Annotated in this window: 21 protein-coding genes; 10 read left to right on the forward strand and 11 right to left on the reverse strand. The window is 71.2% G+C overall.

All coding sequences use genetic code 11. The features are described from left to right. The first annotated feature begins 67 nt into the window (after positions 1-67). Positions 68-1,159, forward strand: a complete 1,092-nt coding sequence (locus ACFYZL_RS08885) for a LacI family DNA-binding transcriptional regulator (protein ID WP_384750376.1) — start codon at positions 68-70, stop codon at positions 1,157-1,159. Here ACFYZL_RS08885 and ACFYZL_RS08890 read toward each other — a convergent pair. Next, a complete protein-coding gene (locus ACFYZL_RS08890; RefSeq protein WP_388677341.1) occupies positions 1,126-2,760 on the reverse strand; it encodes an amidohydrolase in 1,635 nt (544 codons plus the stop codon). The genes ACFYZL_RS08885 and ACFYZL_RS08890 overlap by 34 nt on opposite strands. Before the next feature lie 93 nt (positions 2,761-2,853). On the opposite strand from ACFYZL_RS08890, the gene ACFYZL_RS08895 reads away from it, so the two are divergent. Further along, on the forward strand, positions 2,854-3,564 hold the full coding sequence (locus ACFYZL_RS08895; protein WP_384750382.1) for a TetR/AcrR family transcriptional regulator: 711 nt from the start codon (positions 2,854-2,856) through the stop codon (positions 3,562-3,564). A gap of 32 nt (positions 3,565-3,596) precedes the next feature. On the opposite strand, the gene ACFYZL_RS08900 is transcribed toward ACFYZL_RS08895, so the two are convergent. Then, positions 3,597-4,016, reverse strand: a complete 420-nt coding sequence (locus ACFYZL_RS08900; protein WP_384750385.1) for a MarR family winged helix-turn-helix transcriptional regulator — start codon at positions 4,014-4,016, stop codon at positions 3,597-3,599. 216 nt (positions 4,017-4,232) lie between these two features. Between ACFYZL_RS08900 and ACFYZL_RS08905 the strand changes: the two genes are divergently transcribed. The 4 genes from ACFYZL_RS08905 to ACFYZL_RS08920 all read left to right on the forward strand — a co-directional run bounded on the left by ACFYZL_RS08905 (position 4,233) and on the right by ACFYZL_RS08920 (position 8,140). Continuing rightward, positions 4,233-5,144, forward strand: a complete 912-nt coding sequence (locus ACFYZL_RS08905) for an SDR family oxidoreductase (RefSeq protein WP_384750389.1) — start codon at positions 4,233-4,235, stop codon at positions 5,142-5,144. A 1-nt stretch (position 5,145) separates the two neighbouring features. Next, the gene (locus ACFYZL_RS08910) at positions 5,146-6,045 is read left to right on the forward strand and encodes an amidohydrolase family protein (RefSeq protein WP_384750392.1); all 900 of its coding nucleotides are present in this window, start codon (positions 5,146-5,148) and stop codon (positions 6,043-6,045) included. An 11-nt stretch (positions 6,046-6,056) separates the two neighbouring features. Beyond that, on the forward strand, positions 6,057-7,610 hold the full coding sequence (locus ACFYZL_RS08915) for a long-chain fatty acid--CoA ligase (protein WP_388677347.1): 1,554 nt from the start codon (positions 6,057-6,059) through the stop codon (positions 7,608-7,610). Positions 7,611-7,678: 68 nt separating this feature from the next. Next, complete coding sequence (locus ACFYZL_RS08920) at positions 7,679-8,140, forward strand: MaoC family dehydratase (protein WP_384750397.1); 462 nt, start codon at positions 7,679-7,681, stop codon at positions 8,138-8,140. A gap of 137 nt (positions 8,141-8,277) precedes the next feature. Here the strand turns inward: ACFYZL_RS08920 and ACFYZL_RS08925 are convergent, their stop codons facing one another. From ACFYZL_RS08925 to ACFYZL_RS08950, 6 genes are read right to left on the reverse strand one after another with little or no spacing between them, the layout of a single operon-like run. After that, positions 8,278-9,252, reverse strand: coding sequence for a Gfo/Idh/MocA family oxidoreductase (locus tag ACFYZL_RS08925; RefSeq protein ID WP_384744287.1), 975 nt, complete (start codon positions 9,250-9,252; stop codon positions 8,278-8,280). Position 9,253: 1 nt separating this feature from the next. Continuing rightward, positions 9,254-10,564: a protocatechuate 4,5-dioxygenase subunit alpha gene (ligA, locus tag ACFYZL_RS08930; RefSeq protein ID WP_388677352.1), complete on the reverse strand. Its 1,311-nt coding sequence runs from the start codon at positions 10,562-10,564 to the stop codon at positions 9,254-9,256. 25 nt (positions 10,565-10,589) lie between these two features. Then, the gene (locus tag ACFYZL_RS08935; RefSeq protein ID WP_384744290.1) at positions 10,590-11,510 is read right to left on the reverse strand and encodes an amidohydrolase family protein; all 921 of its coding nucleotides are present in this window, start codon (positions 11,508-11,510) and stop codon (positions 10,590-10,592) included. A 2-nt stretch (positions 11,511-11,512) separates the two neighbouring features. After that, positions 11,513-12,202, reverse strand: a complete 690-nt coding sequence (gene ligK, locus ACFYZL_RS08940; protein ID WP_384744292.1) for a 4-carboxy-4-hydroxy-2-oxoadipate aldolase/oxaloacetate decarboxylase — start codon at positions 12,200-12,202, stop codon at positions 11,513-11,515. Between the two features lie 16 nt (positions 12,203-12,218). Then, entirely contained in the window at positions 12,219-13,244 is a 1,026-nt protein-coding gene (locus tag ACFYZL_RS08945) for an amidohydrolase family protein (RefSeq protein WP_388677356.1), read from the reverse strand. A gap of 30 nt (positions 13,245-13,274) precedes the next feature. Next, entirely contained in the window at positions 13,275-14,486 is a 1,212-nt protein-coding gene (locus ACFYZL_RS08950; RefSeq protein ID WP_388677359.1) for a 4-hydroxybenzoate 3-monooxygenase, read from the reverse strand. Positions 14,487-14,707: 221 nt separating this feature from the next. On the opposite strand from ACFYZL_RS08950, the gene ACFYZL_RS08955 reads away from it, so the two are divergent. Both ACFYZL_RS08955 and ACFYZL_RS08960 read left to right on the forward strand, forming a co-directional pair. Continuing rightward, positions 14,708-15,415, forward strand: a complete 708-nt coding sequence (locus ACFYZL_RS08955) for a substrate-binding domain-containing protein (RefSeq protein ID WP_384744295.1) — start codon at positions 14,708-14,710, stop codon at positions 15,413-15,415. Between the two features lie 78 nt (positions 15,416-15,493). Then, the gene (locus tag ACFYZL_RS08960) at positions 15,494-17,353 is read left to right on the forward strand and encodes an alpha/beta fold hydrolase (protein WP_384744297.1); all 1,860 of its coding nucleotides are present in this window, start codon (positions 15,494-15,496) and stop codon (positions 17,351-17,353) included. Positions 17,354-17,370: 17 nt separating this feature from the next. Here the strand turns inward: ACFYZL_RS08960 and ACFYZL_RS08965 are convergent, their stop codons facing one another. From ACFYZL_RS08965 to ACFYZL_RS08975, 3 genes are all read right to left on the reverse strand, one after another. Next, complete coding sequence (locus tag ACFYZL_RS08965; protein ID WP_384744299.1) at positions 17,371-17,499, reverse strand: hypothetical protein; 129 nt, start codon at positions 17,497-17,499, stop codon at positions 17,371-17,373. A gap of 147 nt (positions 17,500-17,646) precedes the next feature. After that, positions 17,647-18,594 carry a glycoside hydrolase family 16 protein gene (locus tag ACFYZL_RS08970; protein ID WP_384744300.1) on the reverse strand — a complete coding sequence of 316 codons (948 nt, stop codon included), beginning with the start codon at positions 18,592-18,594 and terminating at the stop codon, positions 17,647-17,649. Between the two features lie 412 nt (positions 18,595-19,006). Continuing rightward, positions 19,007-19,507, reverse strand: coding sequence for a hypothetical protein (locus tag ACFYZL_RS08975; RefSeq protein ID WP_388677364.1), 501 nt, complete (start codon positions 19,505-19,507; stop codon positions 19,007-19,009). A gap of 68 nt (positions 19,508-19,575) precedes the next feature. Between ACFYZL_RS08975 and ACFYZL_RS08980 the strand changes: the two genes are divergently transcribed. Together ACFYZL_RS08980 and ACFYZL_RS08985 are read left to right on the forward strand one after the other, a co-directional pair. After that, positions 19,576-21,666, forward strand: coding sequence for a bifunctional polysaccharide deacetylase/glycosyltransferase family 2 protein (locus ACFYZL_RS08980; protein ID WP_384744387.1), 2,091 nt, complete (start codon positions 19,576-19,578; stop codon positions 21,664-21,666). Between the two features lie 2 nt (positions 21,667-21,668). Further along, on the forward strand, positions 21,669-22,934 hold the full coding sequence (locus ACFYZL_RS08985) for an acyltransferase (protein WP_388677367.1): 1,266 nt from the start codon (positions 21,669-21,671) through the stop codon (positions 22,932-22,934). Positions 22,935-23,078: the final 144 nt, after the last annotated feature.

Below are 23,078 nucleotides of genomic sequence, written 5' to 3' on the forward strand. Positions count from 1 at the left end.
AACGTTCCCGCACAAGGTTGTGCGGGAACGGTTTTGCAAAGGTCACGAGGGTGGCAGCATCAGTCGCATGACCGACGTCCCACCGCATGGCGGGCAGCCCTCGCCGCCCCTCCCGCGCGTCCGCCTCGTCGACGTGGCCCGCGAGGCGGGCCTGTCCAAGACGACGGTCTCGGCGGCACTGAACGGCACCGGAAGGCTCTCTCCCGAGGTCCGGGAGAAGGCCCGCGAGACCGCGCGCAGAATGGGCTACCGGCCCAACGCCGCCGCGCGCCGGCTGCGCGCGGGACGGGCCAGATTGATCGGATACGTGGTCGGGGAGTTCGCCGACGCCCCCTGGACCTTCCTGGAGTCGCCGTACTTCGCCCGGCTGACCGCGGCCACCGCGGCCACGTCGCTGAGGCGCGGCTACGCCGTGGTGCTGCTGCCCGCCGGGTCCCTGCAGAGCGAGTGGGCCGACCTGTCGCTCGACGCGGTGGTCGTCGCCGACCCGGTCGCCGACGACCCGATCGTCGAGGACCTCCTCGCCGCCCGCATCCCCGTGTTCAGCGACCGCTCCGTGGAGGGGCGGCCCGGGGCGTACTGGGTGGACGTGGACGCCGGCCGCGCCGTGCGGGGCGCCCTCGACCACGTCCGCGAGCAGGGCGCCCGCCGACCCGTCCTCCTGGTGCCGGACAGCACCACCCGCTTCCACACCGAGGTGCTGGCCGCTCACCACGAGTGGTGCGCGGTCCACGGCGTGCCGGAACGGGTCGTACGGGCCGGGAGTCCGGGCAACGGTCCCGTCATCCGTGCCGTCGAGACCGCCCTCGCGGGCGACCCGGCGGCGGGCCCGGGACGGCCCGACGCCCTCCTCGTCGTGGCCGAGGCGAGTCCGCCGCTCGTCCTGGACGCGGCGCGCCGGCTCGGCTACGAGGTCCCCGGCGACCTGCTCCTCGTCTGCGTGAGCGAGGACGTCACCGCCGAGCACACCGAGCCGCCCGTGACCACCCTGAGCCTGCGGCCCGAGGCGATCGCGGAGGCGGGCGTCGACATGCTGGTGGCGGTCCTGGAACACGGCGAACGGGAGACGGCGGGGGTGCTCGTCCCGACCCGACTCGACGTACGGGCGTCATCCGTCCGGTCCGCTCAGACCGAGTGCACGAGCCGGCCGCCGACATAGGTCCGCTCCACCCGGGCCTGCGCGATTTCCTCCGCGGGCGCCGTGAGGATGTCGCGGTCCAGGACGACCAGGTCGGCGAGGTTGCCGACGCGCAGGCTGCCCGCGTCGTCGTGACCGTTCACGTGGGCGGCCCCGGCGGTGTAGGCGGCCAGCGCGGTCGACAGGTCGAGCCGCTGCTCGGGGTAGAAGATCCGGTCGTGGTCGGCTTCGGGATCCCGGCGGTTCACGGCCACGTGGAGGCCCGCCAGCGGATCGGGGCTGCTCACCGGCCAGTCGCTGCCCGCGACGAGGGTCGCGCCCGCGCGCACCAGGTCGCCGAACGGGTACTGCCAGGCGGCGCGCTGCGGACCCAGGAACGGGATGGTCAGGTCGTCCATCTGGGGCTCGTGGGCCGCCCACAGGGGCTGGATGTTGGCCAGGGCGCCGAGCGCGGCGAAGCGGGTGAGGTCCTCGGGGTGGACGACCTGGAGATGGGCGAGGTGGTGGCGGTTGCCGCGGTGTCCGTTGGCCGCCACCGCCGCCTCGATCGCGTCGAGGGCCTCGCGCACGGCACGGTCGCCGAGGGCGTGGAAGTGCACCTGGAAGCCGAGGGCGTCGAGTTCCGTCACGTATCCGCGCAGCGCCCCGGGCTCGATGAAACTCAAGCCGCTGTTGGCGGTGGCGCAGCCGCAGCCGTCCAGATAGGGGGAGGTCATGGCGGCGGTGAAGTTCTCCGCGATGCCGTCCTGCATGATCTTCACCGAGGTCGCGCGGAACCGTCCGGCCCGCATCTTCTCGCGCCGGGCCACCAGTTCGGGGATCTGCTCGGCGCCCCGCGCCCGGTCCCACCACAGCGCCCCGGTCACCCGGGCCGTGAGGGTGCCGTCCCCCGCCGCCGTCAGGTAGGCGTCCGAGGGATCGGGGCGGCCGCCCAGCTCGCCGAGCATCGCGTCCTGCCAGCCCGTGATGCCGAGGGAGTGCAGCAGCTTCTGGGCCCGCAGCAGCCCGGCGAGGAGCTCGGCCTGCGTGCTCGGCGGCAGCATCCCGCCGACCAGTGAGGTGGCGCCCTCCTGGAGCATGCCGCTCGGCGTGCCGTCCGGCTCGCGCTCGATCCGGCCGTCGGCGGGATCGGGGGTGGCGGCGGTGATCCCGGCGAGTTCGAGCGCCCGGGTGTTGGCCCAGGCGCCGTGGTGGTCCCGGTTGGCCAGGAAGACCGGGCGGTCCGGGACGACGGAGTCGAGGAGCTGACGGGTCGGCAGTCCGCCCTCGAAGCTCTCCATCGACCAGCCGCCCCCGGTGATCCACTCGCGGTCGGGGTGCGCGTCGGCGTACGCACGGATCCGGGCCAGGTAGTCGTCCACGGTGACGGTCTCGGTCAGATCGCACTCGGCCAGCTCCACCCCGGCGAAGACCGGGTGCATGTGGGAGTCCTGGAAGCCGGGGAGCAGCAGCTTCCCCGTCAGGTCGACCACCTCGGTGCCGGGCCCCACGAGTTCGCGCACCTCGTCGTGGCCGACGGCCGCGATCCGGTCGCCGATGACGGCGAGCGAGGTCGCCCGGGTGCGGGCCGGGTCCACCGTGAAGACGGGGCCGCGGGTGAAGACCAGATCGGCCTTGGCCATTCGAAAGCTCCAGAGCGTGAGGCGACGGGGGGTGGCGCCATGGAATCGGCAAGGCCGTTTACACGTCAATGGTGTTGACGTAAGGTCCCGGCCATGTCCGAACGTGTCATCCCCGAAGGCGGGCGCAAGCGCCGCAGACCCACCAAGCAGGGCGCCGTCCTCTCGGAGGAGCTCATCGTCGAGACGGCGCTGCGGCTGATCGCCCAGCACGGTGCCGAGGCGCTCTCCGTACGAAGGCTGGGCGCCGCACTCGGCGCCGATCCCAGCGCGCTCTACCGCTACTTCCACAACACCGACGCCCTCCTCCTCGCCCTCGCGGACGAAATGATCGGCAGGGCGCAGGAGGGCTGGAGGGCCACCGGGGACTGGCGGGAGGACCTGCGCTCGATGGGGCTGAGGATCCACGCCTGCTACCTGTCCCACCCGCAGGCGGCGGTCCTCGGGGCGTACCGCACGACGGGACGCCCCCACGAGACCCGGGCCGTCGAGCGGATCCTCGGAATCCTCCGCTCGGCGGGCTTCCCGGACGCCTTCGCCGTCCGTGCCTACCACGCGTTCGTCGACCAGGCCCTGGCCTTCGCCGCCCAGGACGCCGCCGCGCTCGCCCTGCCGAAGACGGCCCGGGAGGCGGACGAGGCGGTCTGGAACTCGGTCTACGGCCGGCTGTCGGCCGACACCCATCCGAACGTCGCCGCGACCTTCCCGCTGCTCGCCGCCGACATGCGCGACAGCGGCTACCCCTTCGCCCTGGAACTGATGCTCAGCGCGATGGCGGTGGTGCTCCAGGCGGCGTCCGAGGCCTGAGCGACGTCTGCCCCCCCCGCGGGTGCGCCGGGTCAGGACAGGGCGCGCCAGGACTCGTTCAGCGCGGCTCGGAACGCCTCGGTCTGCTCGGGGCTCAGGCCGGAGGTCATGCGTTCCTCGATGCGGCGCGCGGGCCCGGCGTACTCGGCGAGCAGTCGCCGCCCGGGCTCGGCGAGCAGGATGAGGCGTTCGCGGCGGTTGGCTGGATTGGGCTCGCGTCGGATCAAGCCGCGGGCCTCCAGTGTGCGGACCATGTCGGCCATCGACTGGGCGGTGACGAAGGAGTCGCGGGCGAGCTGCGCCGCGGAGATGCCGTCGTGCCGCTCCAGCACCGTCAGGGCGGTGTACTGCAACGCCGTGACCCCGGCGGGCTTGAGCAGCTCGTCCAGGCGGGCGCGAACCACCAGCTCCGTTCTCTTGACCAGGTAGAGCAGCGACGTGCTCACGTCCATCCTCCCGTCGTGGCGGCCCGCGTGGGGCGGCTCGTACCGCTTCCGGTGCCGTGTGACCGGGACGCGGTGCCGCCTCACCCTAGGCCATTGACAGGAATCCTGCCGATTGCTCAGACTGCATTCATCAGGATTCCTGTCGATCGCGGCTCGGCCGTTGCTTCCGGGATTCCCCCATCGCTCCATTCACCCCCTTCATCCCTTTCGGGAGGCACCCTCATGGATCTTCAGGGCAAGGTCGCCGTCGTCACCGGCAGCGGACGCGGTCTCGGCCTGGCATACGCCCAGGCCCTCGCCGCCGCGGGTGCCGCCGTCGTCGTCAACGACGTCGACGAGGACACGGTGGACGCCGCCGTCGCCTCGATCACGTCCCGCGGAGGCACCGCGACCGGCGTCGCGGCGGCCGTGGGCGACGGCGAAGCGGCCCAGCGGCTCGTGGACGCGGCGGTCGCGGAGTTCGGCCGCCTGGACGTGCTCGTCACCAACGCCGGCATCCTGCGCGACCGCGTGCTGTGGAAGATGACCGACGAGGACTTCGACGACGTCGTACGGGTCCACCTGCGCGGCACGTTCACCTGTGCCCGCGCCGCCGCCGTCCGCATGCGCGAGCAGGGCACCGGCGGTCGCCTCGTCCTGATCTCCTCGCCCGCCGGCCAGCGCGGCAACTTCGGCCAGGGCAACTACGCCGCCGCCAAGGCCGGCATCGTCGCCATGGCCCGCACGTGGGCCATGGAGCTGGGCCGCGCCGGCATCACCGTCAACGCCGTCGTGCCCGTCGCCGCCACGGAGATGACCAGGACCATCCCGGCGTTCGCCCCGGTCATCGAGGAGTCCGAGCGCACCGGTGAGCCCCTGCCGGACTGGCTGCGCAAGGACGAGGGCCTCGGCACCGTCGAGGACGTCGCCGGCCTGATCACCTTCCTGGCCTCGGACGCCTCCGACGGAGTGACCGGGCAGGCCATCGGCATCGGCGGCGACCGCCTCGCCCTGTGGGCCCACCCCCGGGAGAAGGCGGTCGCCTTCGCCGACGGGGGCTGGAGCGGCGACGCCATCGCCGCCGCTTGGCCGGACGGGGTCGGCGCCGAGCCCGAGACCTACGGCATCCCCGCGCCCCAGGCCCCGGAGGCGTGAGATGACCGACCGCCCGCACGGGGCCGCGCTCGACCTCGACGCGCTGATCGCCATCGACGTGCACACCCACGCCGAGGTCTCCAAGGACGGCCACGGAGCCCTCAGCCCCGAACTGTTCGGCGCCTCCGAGAACTACTTCAAGGCCCACGGCCACCGGCAGCCCACCATCGACGAGATGGCCGCGCACTACCGCGAACGCCGCATGGCGGCCGTCGTCTTCACCGTCGACGCCGAACACGCCACCGGCCACCCGCGGATCTCCAACGAGGAGATCGCCGAGAGCTGCGCCGCCCACGCCGACGCCCTGATCCCGTTCGCCAGCGTCGACCCGCACAAGGGACGCGCCGGGGTCCGCGAGGCCCGGCGCCTGGTGGAGGAGTACGGGGTGCGCGGGTTCAAGTTCCACCCGAGCATCCAGGCCTTCTCCCCGGACGACCGCCTCGCCTACCCGTTGTACGAGGCCATCGAGGAACTCGGCGTACCCGCCCTCTTCCACACCGGCCAGACCGGGATCGGCGCAGGCGTACCGGGCGGCGGCGGCATCCGGCTGAAGTACTCGAACCCCATGGCGGTCGACGACGTCGCCGTCGACTTCCCCGAGCTGAGGATCGTCCTCGCACACCCGTCCTTCCCCTGGCAGGACGAGGCGCTCGCGGTCGCCACCCACAAGCCGCACGTCCACATCGACCTGTCCGGCTGGTCGCCGAAGTACTTCCCGCCGCAGCTCGTGCGCTACGCCAACACCCTGCTCAAGGACAAGGTCCTCTTCGGCTCCGACTATCCGGTCATCACCCCCGACCGGTGGCTCGCCGACTTCGCCGCACTCGACATCAAGCCCGAGGTCCGCCCGAAGATCCTCAAGGAAAACGCCGCCCGGCTGCTCGGCCTGTCCACCGACTGAAGGAAACGCTCGTGCTGAACCAAGGCATCGGCTCCTGGCCGGCGCGCCGGGCCCGCAAGACACCGGACCGGACCGCCGTCGTCCACGGCGACCGCACCCTGACCTACCGGGAACTCCACCGCCGCGTCCTGCGACTGGCCCACGGCCTGCGGGCCCTGGGCGTGGCGAGCGGCGACCGGATCGCCTACCTGGGCCCCAACCACCCGGCCTTCCTGGAGACGCTGTTCGCCGCCGGAGCGCTCGGCGCGGTCTTCGTCCCCCTCAACACCCGCCTGGCCGCCCCGGAACTGGCGCACAACCTCTCCGACTCGGGCAGCGTCGTCCTCGTCCACGCCCCCGAGCAGGCCGAGGTCGCCCGCGCCGCCGCCGACGAGGCCGGAATGCGCCACCGGATCGCGCTCGACGGGCCGGAGGGACCCGACGACGACGCCCTCGCCTACGAGGAGTTGCCGGCCGGTGCCACGGACGAGCTTCCGGACGTGGCCGTGCGCCCCGAGGACCCGTGCATGATCATGTACACCTCCGGGACCACCGGCCGTCCCAAGGGAGCCGTCCTCTCCCACGCCAACATCACCTGGAACAGCGTCAACGTCCTCGTCGACACCGACCTCACCGCCGACGAGGTCACCCTGGTCGTGGCCCCGCTGTTCCACACCGGCGCCCTCAACATGACCTGCCTGCCCACCCTCCTCAAGGGCGGCCGGGTGGTCCTGCACGCCGCCTTCGACGCCGACCTGGTCCTGGAGACCGTCGAACGCCTGCGGGTCACGTACCTGTTCGGCGTCCCCACGATGTACGACGCCATGGCCGCCCGGCCGCGCTGGGCGAGCACCGACCTCTCCAGCCTGCGCACCCTGAACTGCGGCGGAGCACCGGTCCCGGCGCACACCATCGCCGCGTACACCGGCCGCGGCCTCGCCTTCAGCCAGGGCTACGGCATGACCGAGGCGTCTCCCGGCGTCCTCTTCCTCGACCGGGAGCGGACGGTGGACAAGGCCGGCTCCGCCGGAGTCCCGCACTTCTTCACCGACACCCGCATCGTCCGGCCCGACGGCAGCGACACGGCGCCCGGCGAACGCGGCGAGGTCCTCGTCCAGGGACCCCACACCATGACCGGCTACTGGAACCGGCCCGAGGACACCGCCGCCGCCTTCACCGACGGCGACTGGCTGCGCACCGGCGACATCGCCCGGACCGACGCCGACGGCTACGCCTACATCGTCGACCGGGTCAAGGACATGTACGTCTCCGGCGGCGAGAACGTCTACCCCGCCGAAGTCGAGGACGCGCTCCTCGACCACCCCGCCGTCGCCGAATGCGCGGTCATCGGCGTTCCCGACCCGGTCTGGGGCGAGGTCGGCCGCGCCGTCGTCGTCCTCGAGCCCGGGGCCCGCGCCGGCGAGGACGACATCCTCGCCCACCTCCGGGGCCGGCTCGCCAAGTACAAGATCCCGAAGTCGGTCGTCCTCACGGACGGCCTGCCGCGCACGGCCTCCGGAAAGATCGTGAAGTCCGCCGTACGCGACACCTTCGCCACCGCCCCCGCCGAACGCCGCCGGCCGTGAACGGCGTTCGAGCAGGACGTTCCCCCAGGGCGCGCTCGGCGTCGCCCACCCCATCGAAAGGCTTCCTCATGCCCATCGCCATCGCCGACGGCCTCGACGCACTCACCTCCCTCAGCGGAGCCGACCTCGGCCGCACCGAGTGGCTGGAGATCACCCAGGACCGGGTGGACACCTTCGCCGACGCCACCGACGACCACCAGTGGATCCACACCGACCCGGAGAAGGCCGAGAACGGACCCTTCGGCGGCACCATCGCCCACGGCTACCTGACCCTCTCCCTGATCATCCCGCTCTTCGGGGAGCTGCTCGGCATCACCGGCACCAAGATGAGCGTCAACTACGGCCTGGACAAGGTCCGTTTCCCCAGCCCCGTCCGGGTCGGCGCGAAGATCCGTCTCCACGGTGCCGTCGGCACGGTGGAGGAGGTCAAGGGCAACGGCGTGCAGATGCCGATCACCTTCACCGTCGAGGTCGAGGGCGGCGACAAGCCGGCCTGCGTCGCCGAGGCCGTGTACCGCCACTACGCCTGACCGGCCCGCAGGGCAGGACGACAGGACGGGCTCACCGTGCCGCCGGCACGGTGAGCCCGTCCTGTCGTCCTGCCCTGCACGGTGTGCCGTTCAGCCCGCCCGCGGCGTGCGACCAGGGCCCGCCACGGGCGCCGTGCTCACGCGCCCGGGACAGCGTCGAGCTGCTCCTCCAGGGCCGCCAGGGTCCGGTAGCAGGACATGACCTGGGCGATGGAGGAGTTCGGCTCGCGGCCCTCGCGGATGGCGGCGACGAACTCGCGGTCCTGCAGCTCGATCCCGTCCATGGAGACGTCGACCCCGCTGACGTCGATCGGCTCGTCCTTGCCGGTGACCAGGTCGTCGTAGCGGGCGATGTAGGTGCCGGTGTCGCCGATGTAGCGGAAGAAGGTGCCGAGCGGTCCGTCGTTGTTGAACGACAGGGACAGGGTGCAGATGGCGCCGTTCGCCGCGCGCAGCTGGACCGACATGTCCATCGCGATGCCGAGCTCGGGGTGGATCGGGCCCTGGACCGCGTTGGCCCGCACGATCGGCGAGCCGGTCTGGTAGGCGAAGAGATCGACGGTGTGCGCCGCGTGGTGCCACAGCAGGTGGTCGGTCCAGGAGCGCGGAGCGCCCAGCGCGTTGAGGTTCGTACGGCGGAAGAAGTACGTCTGCACGTCCATCTGCTGGATGTTGAACTCTCCGGCCTGGATCTGCCGCCGCACCCACTGGTGGCTCGGGTTGAAGCGCCGGGTGTGGCCCACCATGGCGACCAGCCCGGTGCGCTCCTGCGCCGCCAGACAGGCCTCGGCGTCGCCGAGGGAGGCGGCCAGGGGGATCTCCACCTGGACGTGCTTGCCCGCGTCGAGGCAGGCCAGCGTCTGCGCGGCGTGCATCGGGGTGGGGGTGGCGAGGACGACGGCGTCGACGTCGTCCATCGCCAGCACCTCGTCCAGGGAGGCCACGGCACGGCCGACCCCTTGCTCCGCGGCGAACTTCCGCGCACTTTCGAGGGTGCTGCTCACGACGGCGGCCACCTCGACGCCCTCGATCCGCCTGAGCGCGGCCGCGTGCTTGGCGCCGAAGGCGCCACCGCCGGCCAGGGCCACCCGGAGGGTCCGGTCGTCGCTCATGTCACTTCACTCCTTCGGCGGGCTCCTGGGCCCGGGTGTGGTTCTCGAGTATCAGGTGGCCGACGGCGGTGTTGGACGCCGGCACGTGGTAGAAGCGGTGCTTGACCTCGATGTCCCCCGACCCGTCGAGGTCGCTCATCGCCCCGCGGGCGATCAGCCACATCACCAGTTCGATGCCCTCCGAGCCCGCCTCCTCGACGTATTCCAGGTGCGGTACCCGCGACAGGCCGACCGGGTCCTCGACGAGCCTGTCGAGGAAGGCGTTGTCCCACTCGCGGTTGATGAGTCCGGCGCGCGGTCCCTGCAGCTGGTGGCTCATGCCACCGGTGCCCCACACCTGGACCTTCAGCGGTCGGTCGTACGACTCGATCGCCTTCCGCAACGCCCGGCCCAGCGCCAGGCACCGGGCGCCCGAAGGCACGGGGTACTGCACCACGTTGACGTGGAACGGGATCACCTTGCACGGCCACTTCTCGACGTCCCCGAACATCAGGGACAGCGGGACGGTCAGGCCGTGGTCGACGGTCATGTCATTGGCGAGCGTGAGGTCGAAGTCGTCCCTGATCAGCGAATGCGCGATGTGGGCGGCCAGATCGGGGTCGCCCTCGATGCCGGGGACCGGGCGGGGGCCGTAGCCCTCGTCGGCGGTGGCACAGGCCGCGCCGGTGCCGAGCACGAAGGTCGGGATCAGGGACAGGTCGAACGCGGACGCGTGGTCGTTGTAGACCAGGAAGACCACGTCCGGGCGGTTCTCCTCCTCCCAGGCCTTGGAGAACTCGTACCCCTCGAAGACCGGCCTCCAGTACGGCTCGTCGGTCTTGCCGTGGTCCATCGCCGCACCGATCGCCGGCACGTGCGAGGTGAAGACCGCACCGGTGATCACGGCGTGTTCGGCAGGGGGAGTCCGATCGGCGTGCGCCGCCTCCAGGACGGCGTGATCGATGCGGTTGCCCTCGACGGAGCGGCCGCCGCCGACCATCATCGCGCGGTACTCCTCCTCGGTCATACCGGTCATCGAACCGGCCATCTGCTGGAACGAGAGCCCCAGCGTCGCACCCCATTTGGCGAGGAAGTAGATGTTGCCGCCCTCGCGCATCGCGGCGTTGAGGTCACGGTCGAGCAGCGCCCGCCTCTGCTCCTCGCGCAGCGGCCACGCGTCCAGGTAGGCACGCTCGTCGGCGAGGTAGAGGGCGCGGTTCTCCGCCGTCATCAGTGACATGCAGAACTGGTTGAGGTGATATCCCCGGGCGGACTGCTCGGCGTCGAAGACGGTGGTCCCCGGCACCAGTTTGTAGGTCTTGTCCAGCGACAAGGTCGGGCTCCGATCGTGAGACGGGTCAGCCGGCTTCCGGCCAGTACAGGCGCATCGGGTTGTCGACGAGGAGCCGCTGCCGCAGCTCCGGCGTCGGCGCGATGCTCGGGACGAAGTCGACGAGCAGGCCGTCGTCGGGCATGTGGCCGGCGAGGTTCGGGTGCGGCCAGTCCGTCCCCCACAGCACCCGGTCGGGGAACTCCTCGACCACGCGGCGTGCGAACGGGACGACGTCGCGGTACGCCGACCGCTCGCCTCCGAGAGCCGGCGGGCCGCTCACGGACAGCCGTTCGGGGCAGGTCACCTTGCACCAGATGTCCGGCCTGGCCCGCATGAACTCCAGGAACGCCTCGAACTCCGGACCGTGCGGGTCCTTGGTGACATCGGGCCGGCCCATGTGGTCGATGACCAGCGGGACCGGGATCGACAGGAAGAAGTCGCGCAGGCCGCCGAGGTCGGCCGCCTCGAAGTAGACGACCACGTGCCACCCGTAGGGCGCGATCCGTTCGACGACGTCCCACAGGTCCTGCCGCGGAGCCGCGTCGACGAGCCGCTTGACGAAGTTGAACCGCACACCCCGCACCCCGGCCCCGTGCAGCTCCCGCAGCTCGGCGTCCGAGACGTCCGGCCGGACCGTCGCCACGCCCCGGGCCAGTCCTCCCGAGGACCGCAGGGCATCGACCATGGCGCTGTTGTCGGCGCCGTGACAGGTCGCCTGGACCACGACGTTGCGGCTGAAACCCAGGTGGTCGCGCAGCCCGAAGAGCTGGTCCTTCGACGCGTCGCACGGGGTGTACTTCCGTTCGGGCGCGAACGGGAACGCGGCTCCCGGGCCGAACACGTGGCAGTGCGCGTCGACGGCCCCCTCGGGCACGCGGAACCGCGGCCGGCTCGGGTCGGCGTACCAGTCCAGCCAGCCGGGGGTCTTCTCGTGGTGCATCGTCATCGTCAGTCCTCGTAGCGCAGGCCGAGCTCGGCCAGCGGGCCGCGCATGCCGTACAGGTCCAGGCCGAGCTCGCCCGCGCGGAACCGGGCCCGCTTGCCCTCCTCGCCGGCCTCGCGCCGGGCCGCGGCCGCGGCGACCTCGGCGGCGCGCTCGCGCGGCACCACCACGACGCCGTCGCGGTCCGCGACGACCACGTCCCCGGGGCGGACCAGGGCGTTGGCGCAGACGACCGGGACGTTGACCGAACCGAGGGTGGCCTTGACGGTGCCCTTGGCGTTGACCGCCCGGGCGAAGACCGGGAAGTCCATCTCCTCCAGCTCGGCCACGTCGCGCACGCCGCCGTCGATGACCAGGCCCCGGCCGCCGCGGGCGCGGAACGAGGTGGCGAGCAGTTCGCCGAAGAACCCGTCCTCGCTCTCCGTCGTGCAGGCCGCGACGACCACGTCGCCCTCCTCGATCTGCTCGGCGGCGACGTGGAGCATCCAGTTGTCGCCGGGCTGGAGCAGCACGGTCACCGCCGTGCCGCAGAGCCGGGCCCGGGTGTAGGCGGGGCGCAGGTACGGGCGCATCAGTCCCACCCGGCCCATCGCCTCGTGGACGGTCGCGACGCCGAACGCCGAGAGGGCGGCGACGTCCTCCGGGTCGGCGCGGGTGATCGCGGTGTGGACGACACCGAGCCGCGTGTGTTCCATCGATCCTTCTCCTGGGTCAGTTGCCGGAGGCGGTGAGCCGGGCGGCGAGGCGGGGGTAGACGCGCAGGGCGTTGCCGCTGTAGACGGCGGCCCGTTCGTCGTCGGTGAGGTGCGCGGCGGCCTCGACGTACCGCCGGGTGTCGTCGAAGTGGTGGCCGGTGCGCGGGTCGACGTCGCGGACGGCGCCGATCATCTCGCTGGCGAAGAGCACGGACCGGCTGGGGACGACCTGCGTGAGCAGGTCGATGCCGGGCTGGTGGTACACGCAGGTGTCGAAGAAGACGTTGTCCAGCAGCGCCGCGGGGTCCGGTCGGCCGAGCGCCATCGCGAGGCCCCGGAACCGGCCCCAGTGGTAGGGCACCGCTCCACCTCCGTGGGGGATCACGAAGCGCAGCGACGGGAAGTCGGCGAACAGGTCGCCCTGGAGCAGTTGCATGAACGCCGTGGTGTCCGCGTTCAGGTAGTGGGCTCCGGTCGTGTGGAAGGCCGGGTTGCACGAGGTGCTGACGTGGATCATCGCCGGGATGTCGTACTCGACCATCGCCTCGTAGAGCGGGTACCAGCTCCGGTCCGTCAGCGGCGGCGCGGTCCAGTTGCCACCCGACGGATCGGGGTTGAGGTTGACCGCGACCGCGCCGAGTTCCTCGACCGCGCGGCGCAGTTCGGGCAGGCAGGTGGCGGGGTCGACGTCCGGTGACTGCGGCAGCATGGCGGCCGTCGCGAAGCGGTCGGGATGGAGACCGGCGACGCGGTGGACGAGGTCGTTGCAGATCCGTGCCCAGGTCGCGGACACCCGGAAGTCGCCGATGTGGTGGGCCATGAAGCTGGCCCGGGGCGAGAAGATCGTCAGGTCGGTGCCGCGCTCGTCCATGAGGCGCAGTTGGTTGCCCTCTATCGCCTGGCGGAGGTCGTCGTCGGTGATGACGAGTTCGTCCGGGTCGGGGGCGTCCGCGGGGGTTCCGGTGGCGGCGATCTGCCGGTCGCGCCACCGGGCCAGTTGCGGGGGCGCGGTGGTGAAGTGGCCGTGACAGTCGATGATCATGTCGGGATGTCTCCTGGGGGTCGCGTCGGGTCAGCCGCGGGAGGCGGCGGGCCAGCCCGTGTACTGCTCGGCGAGATACGCACGACCGGCGCGCGTGCCCACCACGTTGTCGAGTTCGCCGAGTTGGCGCCGCAGGTCGAACGGCGAGGCGCCGGGCGGGGTGTGCAGCAGCCGGGTCATCCAGTGGGAGAAGTTCTGCGCCCGCCAGATCCGCCGCAGCGCGCGCGGCTCGTACTCCGCCAAGGCGGCCTCGCCCCCGGTGCCCAGGGCCCGCAGGAGGACGTCGGCCAGGACCTTCACGTCGTGCAGTGCGAGGTTGAGTCCGCGGGCGCCGGTCGGCGGCACGGTGTGGGCGGCGTCCCCGGCGAGCAGCATCGAGCCCCAGCCCATCGGCTCCTGCACGAACGACCGGAACCGCAGGACCGTCTTCTCGAGGATCGGGCCCTCCTTGAGGCGGAAGCCGTCCTCCCCCGCCACCCGTGCCTGCAGCGTCTCCCAGACGCGGTCGTCCGGCCAGTCGTCGACGGGCTCGTCCGGGGCGCACTGGAAGTACATCCGCTGCACGGTCTCGGTCCGTTGGCTGATCAGCGCGAAGCCGTGCTCGGAATGGGCGTAGACGAGCTCGGGTGCGCTCGGCGGTGCCTCGGCCATGATGCCGAACCACGCGAACGGGTACTCCTTGCCGTACCGCACCCGCCGGTCCTCGGGGACCAGGTTGCGGCACATGCTGCGCGATCCGTCCGCGCCGACGACGTACCGCGCGCGGATCTCGTGCCGGGCACCGTCGGCCGCGGTGTACCGGACCCGCGGGGTGCCGGTGGTGATGTCGAGGACCTCGGTGTCCCGGACGCCGAAGTGGACGGTGCCGCCGTCGCGTTCCCGCGCGTCGGCCAGGTCGGTGAACACGTCGGTCTGCGGATAGAGCCACACCGACGCGCCCACCAGCTCCTTGAAGTCGATCCGGTGCGGCCGTCCGCCGAAGCGGAGCTCGGTGCCCTCGTGTTCGTGGCCCTCGCGCAGGATCCGGTCGCCGACACCCGTCTCGACCAGGTCCCGGGCCGCTTCGGCCTCCAGGATTCCGGCGCGCTGCGTCGTCGCGATCTCGTGACGGGTGCGGGTGTCGATCACGATCGTGTCGACTCCGGCCCGCCCCAGCCGGTGAGCGAGCATCAGGCCGGCCGGACCGGCCCCGACGACTGCGACGGGAACCGAGGCAACGGTGTCGACGACGGCGTCTGCCATGGCATCTCCTGGGCAACGGTGGACGTGGGGAACACGTCGAACGTTGGCACCCGGGGCCCCGGCCGGTCACCGGTGTTTCCGTCAGGCGGAAGCCCGCTCGGGCCCCGGGGAGTCGGGCGGTACGTTTTCGTGCTCCGGGCCGCACGCACGCCGCCGGTCGTACCGACCCACGGCGCAGCCCCGACGAGCGCCGTACCCTCTGCCGCACACCAAGGAGCGACGTGAACAGAGTGATCTCCGGGCTGTCCTCGATGGCGACGAGGCCCCTGCTGACCGAGTTGTCCGAGCGGATCCGGCTCGTGCACGGGCTCTCCGTGCGCTTCGAGGCGGCCGGGGGGGTCGAGGTCGCACGGCGGGTGCGCGAGGGCGCCGAGGCCGACCTGCTCGTCCTCGCCGACGGCGCCATGACCGCGCTGGCGAAGGAGGGCCACCTCGCGGCGGGCACCGTGCGCCCGCTGTGGATCTCCCGGGTCGTCGCCGCCGTGCCGGAGGGATCACCGGTTCCGGAGCTCGCCTCGGAATCCGACCTGCGGTCCGCCCTGGAAGCGGCGCGGAGCATCGCCTACTCCACCGGTCCCAGCGGAACGGCCCTGGTCGAGCTGATCGGCCGGCTGGGCCTCACCGACGCGCTCGCCGACCGGCTCGTCCAGGCGCCCCCGGGCGTGCCGGCCGGCACTCTGCTGTCCTGCGGCCGGGCCGACCTGGCGTTCCAGCAGCACAGCGAGTTGACGGACCTGCCGGGCGTCGCCATCGCGGGCCCACTGCCGGGGGACACCGCCATCAGCTCGACGTTCAGCGGCGGCGTCCTGGCCTCGGCCTCCCGGCCGGGCCCCGCCCTCGACGTCCTGGACTTCCTCGGCTCCGACACGGGGTCCGAGATCGCCCGTGCCAGGGGCATGCGGGCTTCGGGGGACGGCGACAGCGCATGACGTAGGGAATGCCGGGGTAGGCGTCACGCATTCGCCGACGTGGCGCCACCGGATGACCAGTCCGACAGGGGGCAATTCTTGGGCGCTCAGCCGTTGGGTGTGGTGTTCGTCCACGGATTCGTCTCCTCGGCCGCCACGTGGGACGAGGTCCGCAAGCACCTGGCTCGGACCGGGGACTTGGCCATCCAGGAGCCGGATCCCGTGTTCGAGTACGCGACCGGCATGCTCGGCAGCAAGCCCTTCAGACTGCCGTACAGTCCGAGGAAGCCGCTGAGCCTGCAGAACCCTCTCGCCTTGAACGGCGTCCTACGCGTGTTGCCGACGTTGGACACGGTCGCCGACAGCCTGGTCGCGTATGTCGACACCGAGGCCGCCGGTTTCGAGCGGTTGGTCCTCGTCGGTCACAGTATGGGCGGCCTCGTCATCCAGCGGTTCCTCGCCCGAATGCTCTCGCACCGCCGCGGCGCCGATCTGGCACGAATCCGCAGGGTCATACTCCTCGCCTGTCCCAACCAGGGTTCGGACCTCGCTCTCGTCTTCCGCAAGCGATTGCCGTGGGGCAACGTTCAGGAGAAGGCGCTGCGCCCGTTCGACGAACCGGTGAACCGCACACGCGCTCTCGTCCTCGAGCACATCGTCAACGCCCGCGACGTCACCGAAAGCACCTGTCCCATCCCCTTCTCCGTCTACGCGGGCGCCGAGGACGGGGTGGTGTCGGTCGCATCCGCCCAGAGCAGTTTCCCGCGAGCGGCATCCTTGCCGGGCAACCACTTCACCATTCTGCACAACAAGCGGACCTTCAACACTCTCGAACAGCTCCTGCGGGAGGCTGCCGGAGGCGGGTCCACCCAGGCGCCGCCCGCACCGCCCCCACCCACGGGCAATACCTCCAACGCCTCGAAAAAGACCTTCGCCGGCGCCGCCGGTTCCCTCGCACAGCGGGGGCTGGCCGCCGACATGGCCGATGGGCGACTCGTCGTCCTTCCGCTGGCGACGCGATCGGTCGCGGACGGCGGTGGGCGGGTCACCGGGGCGGCGTTCTCGCCGGACGGCAGCGTCCTCGCCACCGGCGACAGTTCCGGCTCGGTGCGGCTGTGGGATCCCGCCGACCATCGGCAGCTGGGCGAGCCCCTCGTCGGCGGGGCCGTCACGGCCTTGGCGTTCTCACCGGCCGGGCGGCTCCTGGCCGTCGCCGGTCGCGACCCGAGAAGACCCTGGGACCAGGGCGTGGTGCGATGGTGGGACTGGGCCGCGCGCCAGGAGATCGCCGAGAGCTTCCACCATCCCGGCATCGACGTCGACGAACTGAGCTTCTCACCGGACGGTCGCCTCCTGGCCACCGCGTCCCGCGAAGGAAGCGGCGGCGCGCCCGTACGCCTCCTGGACCCTGCCACGGGGCTGCAGATCGGCGAACCCATCCCTCACGACGGCCCGGCCGTGACCGGGATGGCCTTGTCTCCCGATCCCGAGAGCCGATTGATCGCCGTGTCCTCATGGGGAGCGGTGGACCTGTGGGACGTGGACACCCGGAGGCGAACCGGCAGCCTTCCGCACCCCAAGCCGGTGACGGGCGGGACGTTGTTCTCCCCCGATGGCCGCCTCCTCGTCACGGGAAGCAGCGACAAGCTGGTGCGGCTGTGGGACGTCGTCACGCGGCAGCCGGCCAGTACGCCCCTTCCCCAGCCCAAGTCCGTGAGCAGGATGGCGCTCTCGCCCGACGGGACCCTGCTCGCCGTCGCCAGTGGTGGGTCGTTGCAGCTGTGGGACGTCGGCGACCGCCGGCCGCTCGGTGCGCCCCTGACGTACCCCTTCACCACGGAGGCGTTGCTGTTCTCCCCTGACGGAACCCTGCTCGTCGTCATCACCGCCGGGGCCGGTGCCCGGATGCTGCGCTGGGCCATCACCGCGACGGCCTCGACCGGACCGCGGGGAGCATAGCCACGCCCTGAGAACGGTCAGGTGCGGTCGACCGGGACGAAGGGGCGCTTGATGTCCTCCGGGTGGGCCGTGTGCCGTACGGCCTCCTCGTAGGCGATGGTGCCCGCCGCGACGAGGGCGTTGATGCCGGTCTCCAGCGTCTGCATGCCGTCACGGTGGCCGGTCGAGGATTCGCGGCGGACCGCCGCCCCGCTGCCGGCCTTCACCGAGATCCCCGCCGTGAGGGTGGACCGAACGGAAGGGAGGAGGAGGCGCTCCGCATGCTCGGCGGAGTCGTCGAGGCGCGGACCCGGTCAGGCCTTCGGCACCGTGTTGACGTAGTTGGTGCCCGCGCCGTAGAAGCCGTCCACCGTCTTCTGGACGTCCGCCAGGGGAACCGCCTGGTCGGCCTTGTAGTAGACCCAGTTGACCTTCATGTCCCAGGTGCGCTGCCCGCCCGTGAACGGGAGGTCGATGAGCCAGTTGCTGAAGTGGATGTCCATCTTCTCGCGCGCAACGTACTTGCCGGAGCTGGTGAACGTCTCCTTGCCGTCCAGGGAGTAGACGACCTTCCCGTCCATGGCGGTGATCATCAGGGTGTGCCAGCCCTCGAGACGCTGCTTGCTCGACTTGTTGACCCGGTCCGGCGGGTCGGCCTTGTACCAGCTGACGTTGTCGAGTCGCGGACCCGCCGTGCCCCAGCCGCCGTTCGGCAGGTACTCGAAGTCGAGCTCGCTGTAGTTCGCCGAGGAGTCCGAGGGGGAGATCGGGAAGAAGGTCTGGACGACGTGGTCGCCACCCCGGCCGCTGGAGGGCTTGTCGCTGAAGTAGACCCGGGCGGCGTAGGTCCCCGTGAAGAAGTTCTTGCCGGTGGTCAGCACCTCGACCTGCTTGGTGCCCTGCTTGGTGCCGTCGGTGGAGGACTGCAGCTGCATGGCCTTGCCGCCCTGGGCGGTCGTGTCGGCGGGGAAGCCGGCGCCGGCGGTGTTCCAGCTGTCCTGGACCCCGGGGCCGCCTCCGCCGGTACGGACCTCCCAGCCGTGGGCGGCGAGCTGGGGGTCGTCGACGCCGTTGTAGTGGAAGTTGTCGAACAGGGTTCCCGGCGGTCCGGAGGGGGTCGGCGAGGCACTGGGCCGGCCGTCGCCGGCGCCCTTGCCGGAAGCGGAGCCTCCGGCGGAACACGCGGCGAGTGCGCACAGGAGGACGGGCAGCGTGAGCGCGGTCCACGCGCGGCGACGAGAGGTGCGGCGGGGCTGGCTCACACGGGCTCCTTGGGAAGCAGAGGCGGTACCTGGACACGCCCTCTGCGTGAGGATGTACGACTGGTCTGATGAGGGGGTCATCCTAAGGCGCCGGGCGAGCGTCGGGACGGCCGCCCGGGTGTCTTTTCCGCACCCCCGGAGTCCGAAGTTCCGGCGAAATGGACGTGGCCGAAAACGTACTGTCCGGTAACCGGAGTGTGTACCGCCGTTTTTACCGGTCGGTACTGTCGATTGGTATCTCGATCCGATTACGACGCCTGAGCAGATAGCGCTAAATCCAGACATGGGCCCCAAGTCGATTCACGTCGGTGCACTAGCGTTCGCCCTGCGATCCCGTGGTCTACGTACCCTGCAATGAAAGGCCTCGCAAGGTGCGCCCAGCATTCAATTACTTCGAACGCGGGACGACATATCAGGGTGTACCCGATATGTCCGAGTCGGCCTTCGAGGAGCCCGCTCCGGCGCCGGTGTTCGTGGACCAATCGGGCACGCGCGGCCGCTTGCTGCGCGGTCTGGGGTGGCCGGTTTCCGTCGTCGGCGCGATCCTCGCGGTGGCCATGGGCAGCAGCCTGATCGGCGTGCAGGCGGACGCCCCGGCGATGGGCGTACCCGCGCAGCCCTCGCTGCCGCCCGCCCCGTCGCCCTCACCCGCGCCGTCGCTGTCGCCCACCTCGTCCCCGTCCTCCTCGCCCCGGACGGCCACGAAGTCCGCGACACCGCAGACACCCCAGACGAAGCCCCCCGCCGGGACGCCGAAGCCGTCGGCCGGTACGTCGGGCACCTCAACCGGAACGTCGAAGACGACGACCGGTACGTCGAAGACCACGAACACCACACCGCGCGGGGCAACGCCCACCGGCCAGCCGGGCAAGCGCAGCTGATCATCCGCACCACCCATCTCCAGGAGCGTCATTGTCCCGGTCCCGGCACCAGCGCCGCCGGCAGTCCCTGCTGAGGCCACGCCGACTGGCCGCGCCCCCGCTGCGCTTCTTCATGCCGCTGTCCCTGCTGGCCTGCCTGCTCGCGCTGCTCGTCCTGCGCGGCCTCGCCAACAACGAGGCGTTCCACGACTCCCGGATCGCCATCTCGGTCGACAAGGACACCGTCCCGCAGAACCTGCTCAAGGGCGGTCCGGTCATCGACGCGCGCGGTGACAAGAACGACCACCCGGTCAGCTACCACATACCCGACCGCACCGTGGTCCTGAGCTTCGACGACGGGCCCTCCCCGGAGTGGACCCCGAAGATCCTGGACCTCCTGAAGTCCCGCGACATCAAGGCGGACTTCTTCGTGACCGGCGCCATGACCACGCGCTACCCGGACCTGATCCGGGACATCGTCGCGGACGGCCACGAACTGGGCGTGCACACCTTCACCCACCCCGACCTGGTGTACCAGTCCCACGCCCGGATCAGCTGGGAGCTGGCGCAGACCCAACTGGCGCTGGCCGGCGTCGCGGGCGTGCACAGCGCGCTGTTCCGCCCGCCGTACTCCTCCGACGCCACCGCGCTGGACGACTGGAACTACCCGGTCCTCAAGTACGTCGGCGCGCGCGGCTACCTCACCGCGTTCATCGACAAGGACACCGACGACTGGAAGCGGCCCGGCGTCGAGGAGATCGTCAAGGCGGCCATGCCGTCCAAGCCCGGCGCGGGCGAGATGATCCTGCTGCACGACGCGGGTGGTGACCGTACCCAGACCATCGCCGCGCTGACGCAGATCATCGACAAGCTGCAGGCGCAGGGCTACCGCTTCACCACCATCTCCGAGGCGCTCGGCGCCTCCAGCGCCACCGTGCCGGTGCACGGTTTCCAGCTGTGGGCGGGCAAGGGGTTCATCTGGGCCACCCAGTTCTCCGTCCACACCCTGCCGGTGCTGGTCGCGCTGCTGGCGCTCGTCGGCTTCCTCAACTTCGGCCGGTTCGCGCTGATGATCGTCCTCGCGCCGATCCACGCCCGTCGCAACAAACGGCCGGACCGCTGGGGGGCACCCGTCACCGAGCCGGTCACCGTGCTCGTGCCGGCCTACAACGAGATCGAGTGCATCGCCAACACCTTGAACTCGCTGGCCGTCAGTGACTACCCCATCGAAGTCATCGTCATCGACGACGGCTCGACGGACGGCACCGCCGACGCCGTCGAGGAGATGGACCTGCCGTTCGTCCGGCTGATCCGCAAGGTCAACGGCGGCAAGCCCAGCGCGCTCAACGCCGGCGTCGCGGCCGCCTCGCACGACATCATCGTGATGATGGACGGCGACACCGTCTTCGAGCCGTCCACCGTGCGCGAGCTGGTCCAGCCCTTCGCCGACCCGACGATCGGCGCGGTCGCCGGCAACGCCAAGGTCGGCAACCGCGACAGCCTGATCGGCGCCTGGCAGCACATCGAGTACGTCCTCGGCCACAACCTGGACCGCCGGATGTACGACGTGCTGGGCGTCATCCCCACCATCCCCGGCGCGGTCGGCGCCTTCCGCAAGGAGGCCCTGCGGCAGGTCGGCGGGATGAGCGAGGACACCCTCGCCGAGGACACCGACATCACCATCGCGGTGCTCTGCGAAGGATGGCGGGTCGTCTACGCCGAGGAGGCCCGCGCCTGGACCGAGGCTCCCGCCAGCCTCCAGCAGCTCTGGTCCCAGCGCTACCGCTGGAGCTACGGCAGCATGCAGGCGTTGTGGAAGCACCGCCGCGCGGTGACCTCCCGCGGCCCGGCCGGGCGCTTCGGCCGGATCGGACTGCCGCTCATCGTGCTGTTCGGCGTGGTCGCCCCGCTGCTGGCACCGCTGGTCGACATGTTCCTGGTGTACGGCGTGCTGTTCGGGGACGCCCCCATCACCCTGTCCAGCTGGGGCGGGTTCATCCTGCTCCAGGCCGCGCTGTCCTGGTACGCCTTCCGGCTCGACCGGGAGAAGCCCTGGCACCTGATCAGCCTGCCGATCCAGCAGCTGGTCTACCGGCAGCTGATGTACATCGTCCTGCTGCAGTCCGCGATCACCGCGATGACCGGTGGCCGACTGCGCTGGCAGAAGCTGCGGCGCACCGGCGAGGTCGCCACCGCACCCGTGGAGGCCTGACCATGCCCGCATCCGTCGACCACGTGCGCCACGCGGAAACCATGCAGTTGAGGGTCCTCCCGCCCATTCGGGTACCGGAGCCGGAGCCGGAGGCCGAGGAGCCGGTCCAGCGCAAGGGCGGCCGTGACCGGTATCTCGACCTGCTGCGCGCACTGGCGCTCGGCCGAGTGGTGCTCTACCACAACTTCGGCTGGTTCTGGCTGCCCCTCGTCTTCCCGTCGATGGGCGTGATGTTCGCGCTCGCCGGCTCGCTGATGACCCGCTCGCTCAGCCGCCCCGCCCTCGGCGTGATCCGCGGCCGACTGCGCCGCCTCCTGCCGCCGATGTGGCTGTTCGGCGCCATCATGATCACCCTCCAGATCCTCGACGGCTGGGGCCCCGATTCCGAGGGCCACCCCAACTGGTGGTGGGGCAAGCTGGCGTTCTGGATCCTGCCGCTCAGCACCCCGCCGTACGGGGACGAGCTGGGAGGCTTCTCCGGCTTCGAGCACCACGTGGAACAGACCTGGGCCGCGCAGGTCATCGTCCCGCTCTGGTACCTGCGCGCCTATCTCTGGTACGTGCTGCTGTCCCCGCTGATGCTCTGGGCGCTGCGCAAGTTCCCCGTGGTGACGCTGTTCACGCCGCTGGCGGTGGTCATCGCCATGAACACCTTCTTCGTGGACCAGGAGTTCGTCTACGGCCGGGTCTGGGAGACCGCCAACGACTTCGCCATGTTCGGCTCCTGCTGGATCCTCGGCATGGCGCACCAGGAGGGTCTGCTCAAGAAGATCCCCCAGTACGTGGTGCCGTCCATCGCGCCGCTGGTCATGGTGGCCGGCCTCTGGTACCTGAACACGCGACCGGTCGACCCGTCCCAGCCGACCGACATCGAGGCCTGGCCGATCGCCCAGGCCCTGTGGTCCCTCGGCTTCGTCGCGATGCTGCTGCACGTCAGCCCGTCCTGGGAGCAGTGGCCGAGGCCCCTGGAACGCTGGAACGGCCTGGTCAGCCTGCTCAACTCGCGCGCCGTCAGCGTCTACCTGTGGCACCAGGTCGCGCTGGTGGCGGCGATCCCGCTGATCGACCCGCTCTGGAACATCCCCTTCTTCTACACCAACCTCACGTGGCTGCTGTCCAGCCAGTGGTTCACGCTGCTGGTGGCCATCCCGCTGATCGGCCTGCTGGTGCTGTCCTTCGGCTGGGTCGAGGACGTGGCCGCCAAGCGCTCGCCACGGCTCTTCCCGTACCCACGCCGCCAGCGGGGCAAGCGCCGAGCCGCGGAGTGACGCGGATCCGCGAGCACCAGGGGCCGTTCCGGAGCGATCCGGGGCGGCCCCTGCGCCGTCCCCGGGGTCACGCAGGGGCGCGTCCGTTCACCGTACGTGTCCGACCCGGCGAATTCCGTGCGGTGGGCGGTGGCGGTGCCTACC

Origin of the sequence: Streptomyces sp. NPDC001717 (genome assembly GCF_042892775.1) — a bacterium.
Lineage (GTDB): Bacteria > Actinomycetota > Actinomycetes > Streptomycetales > Streptomycetaceae > Streptomyces.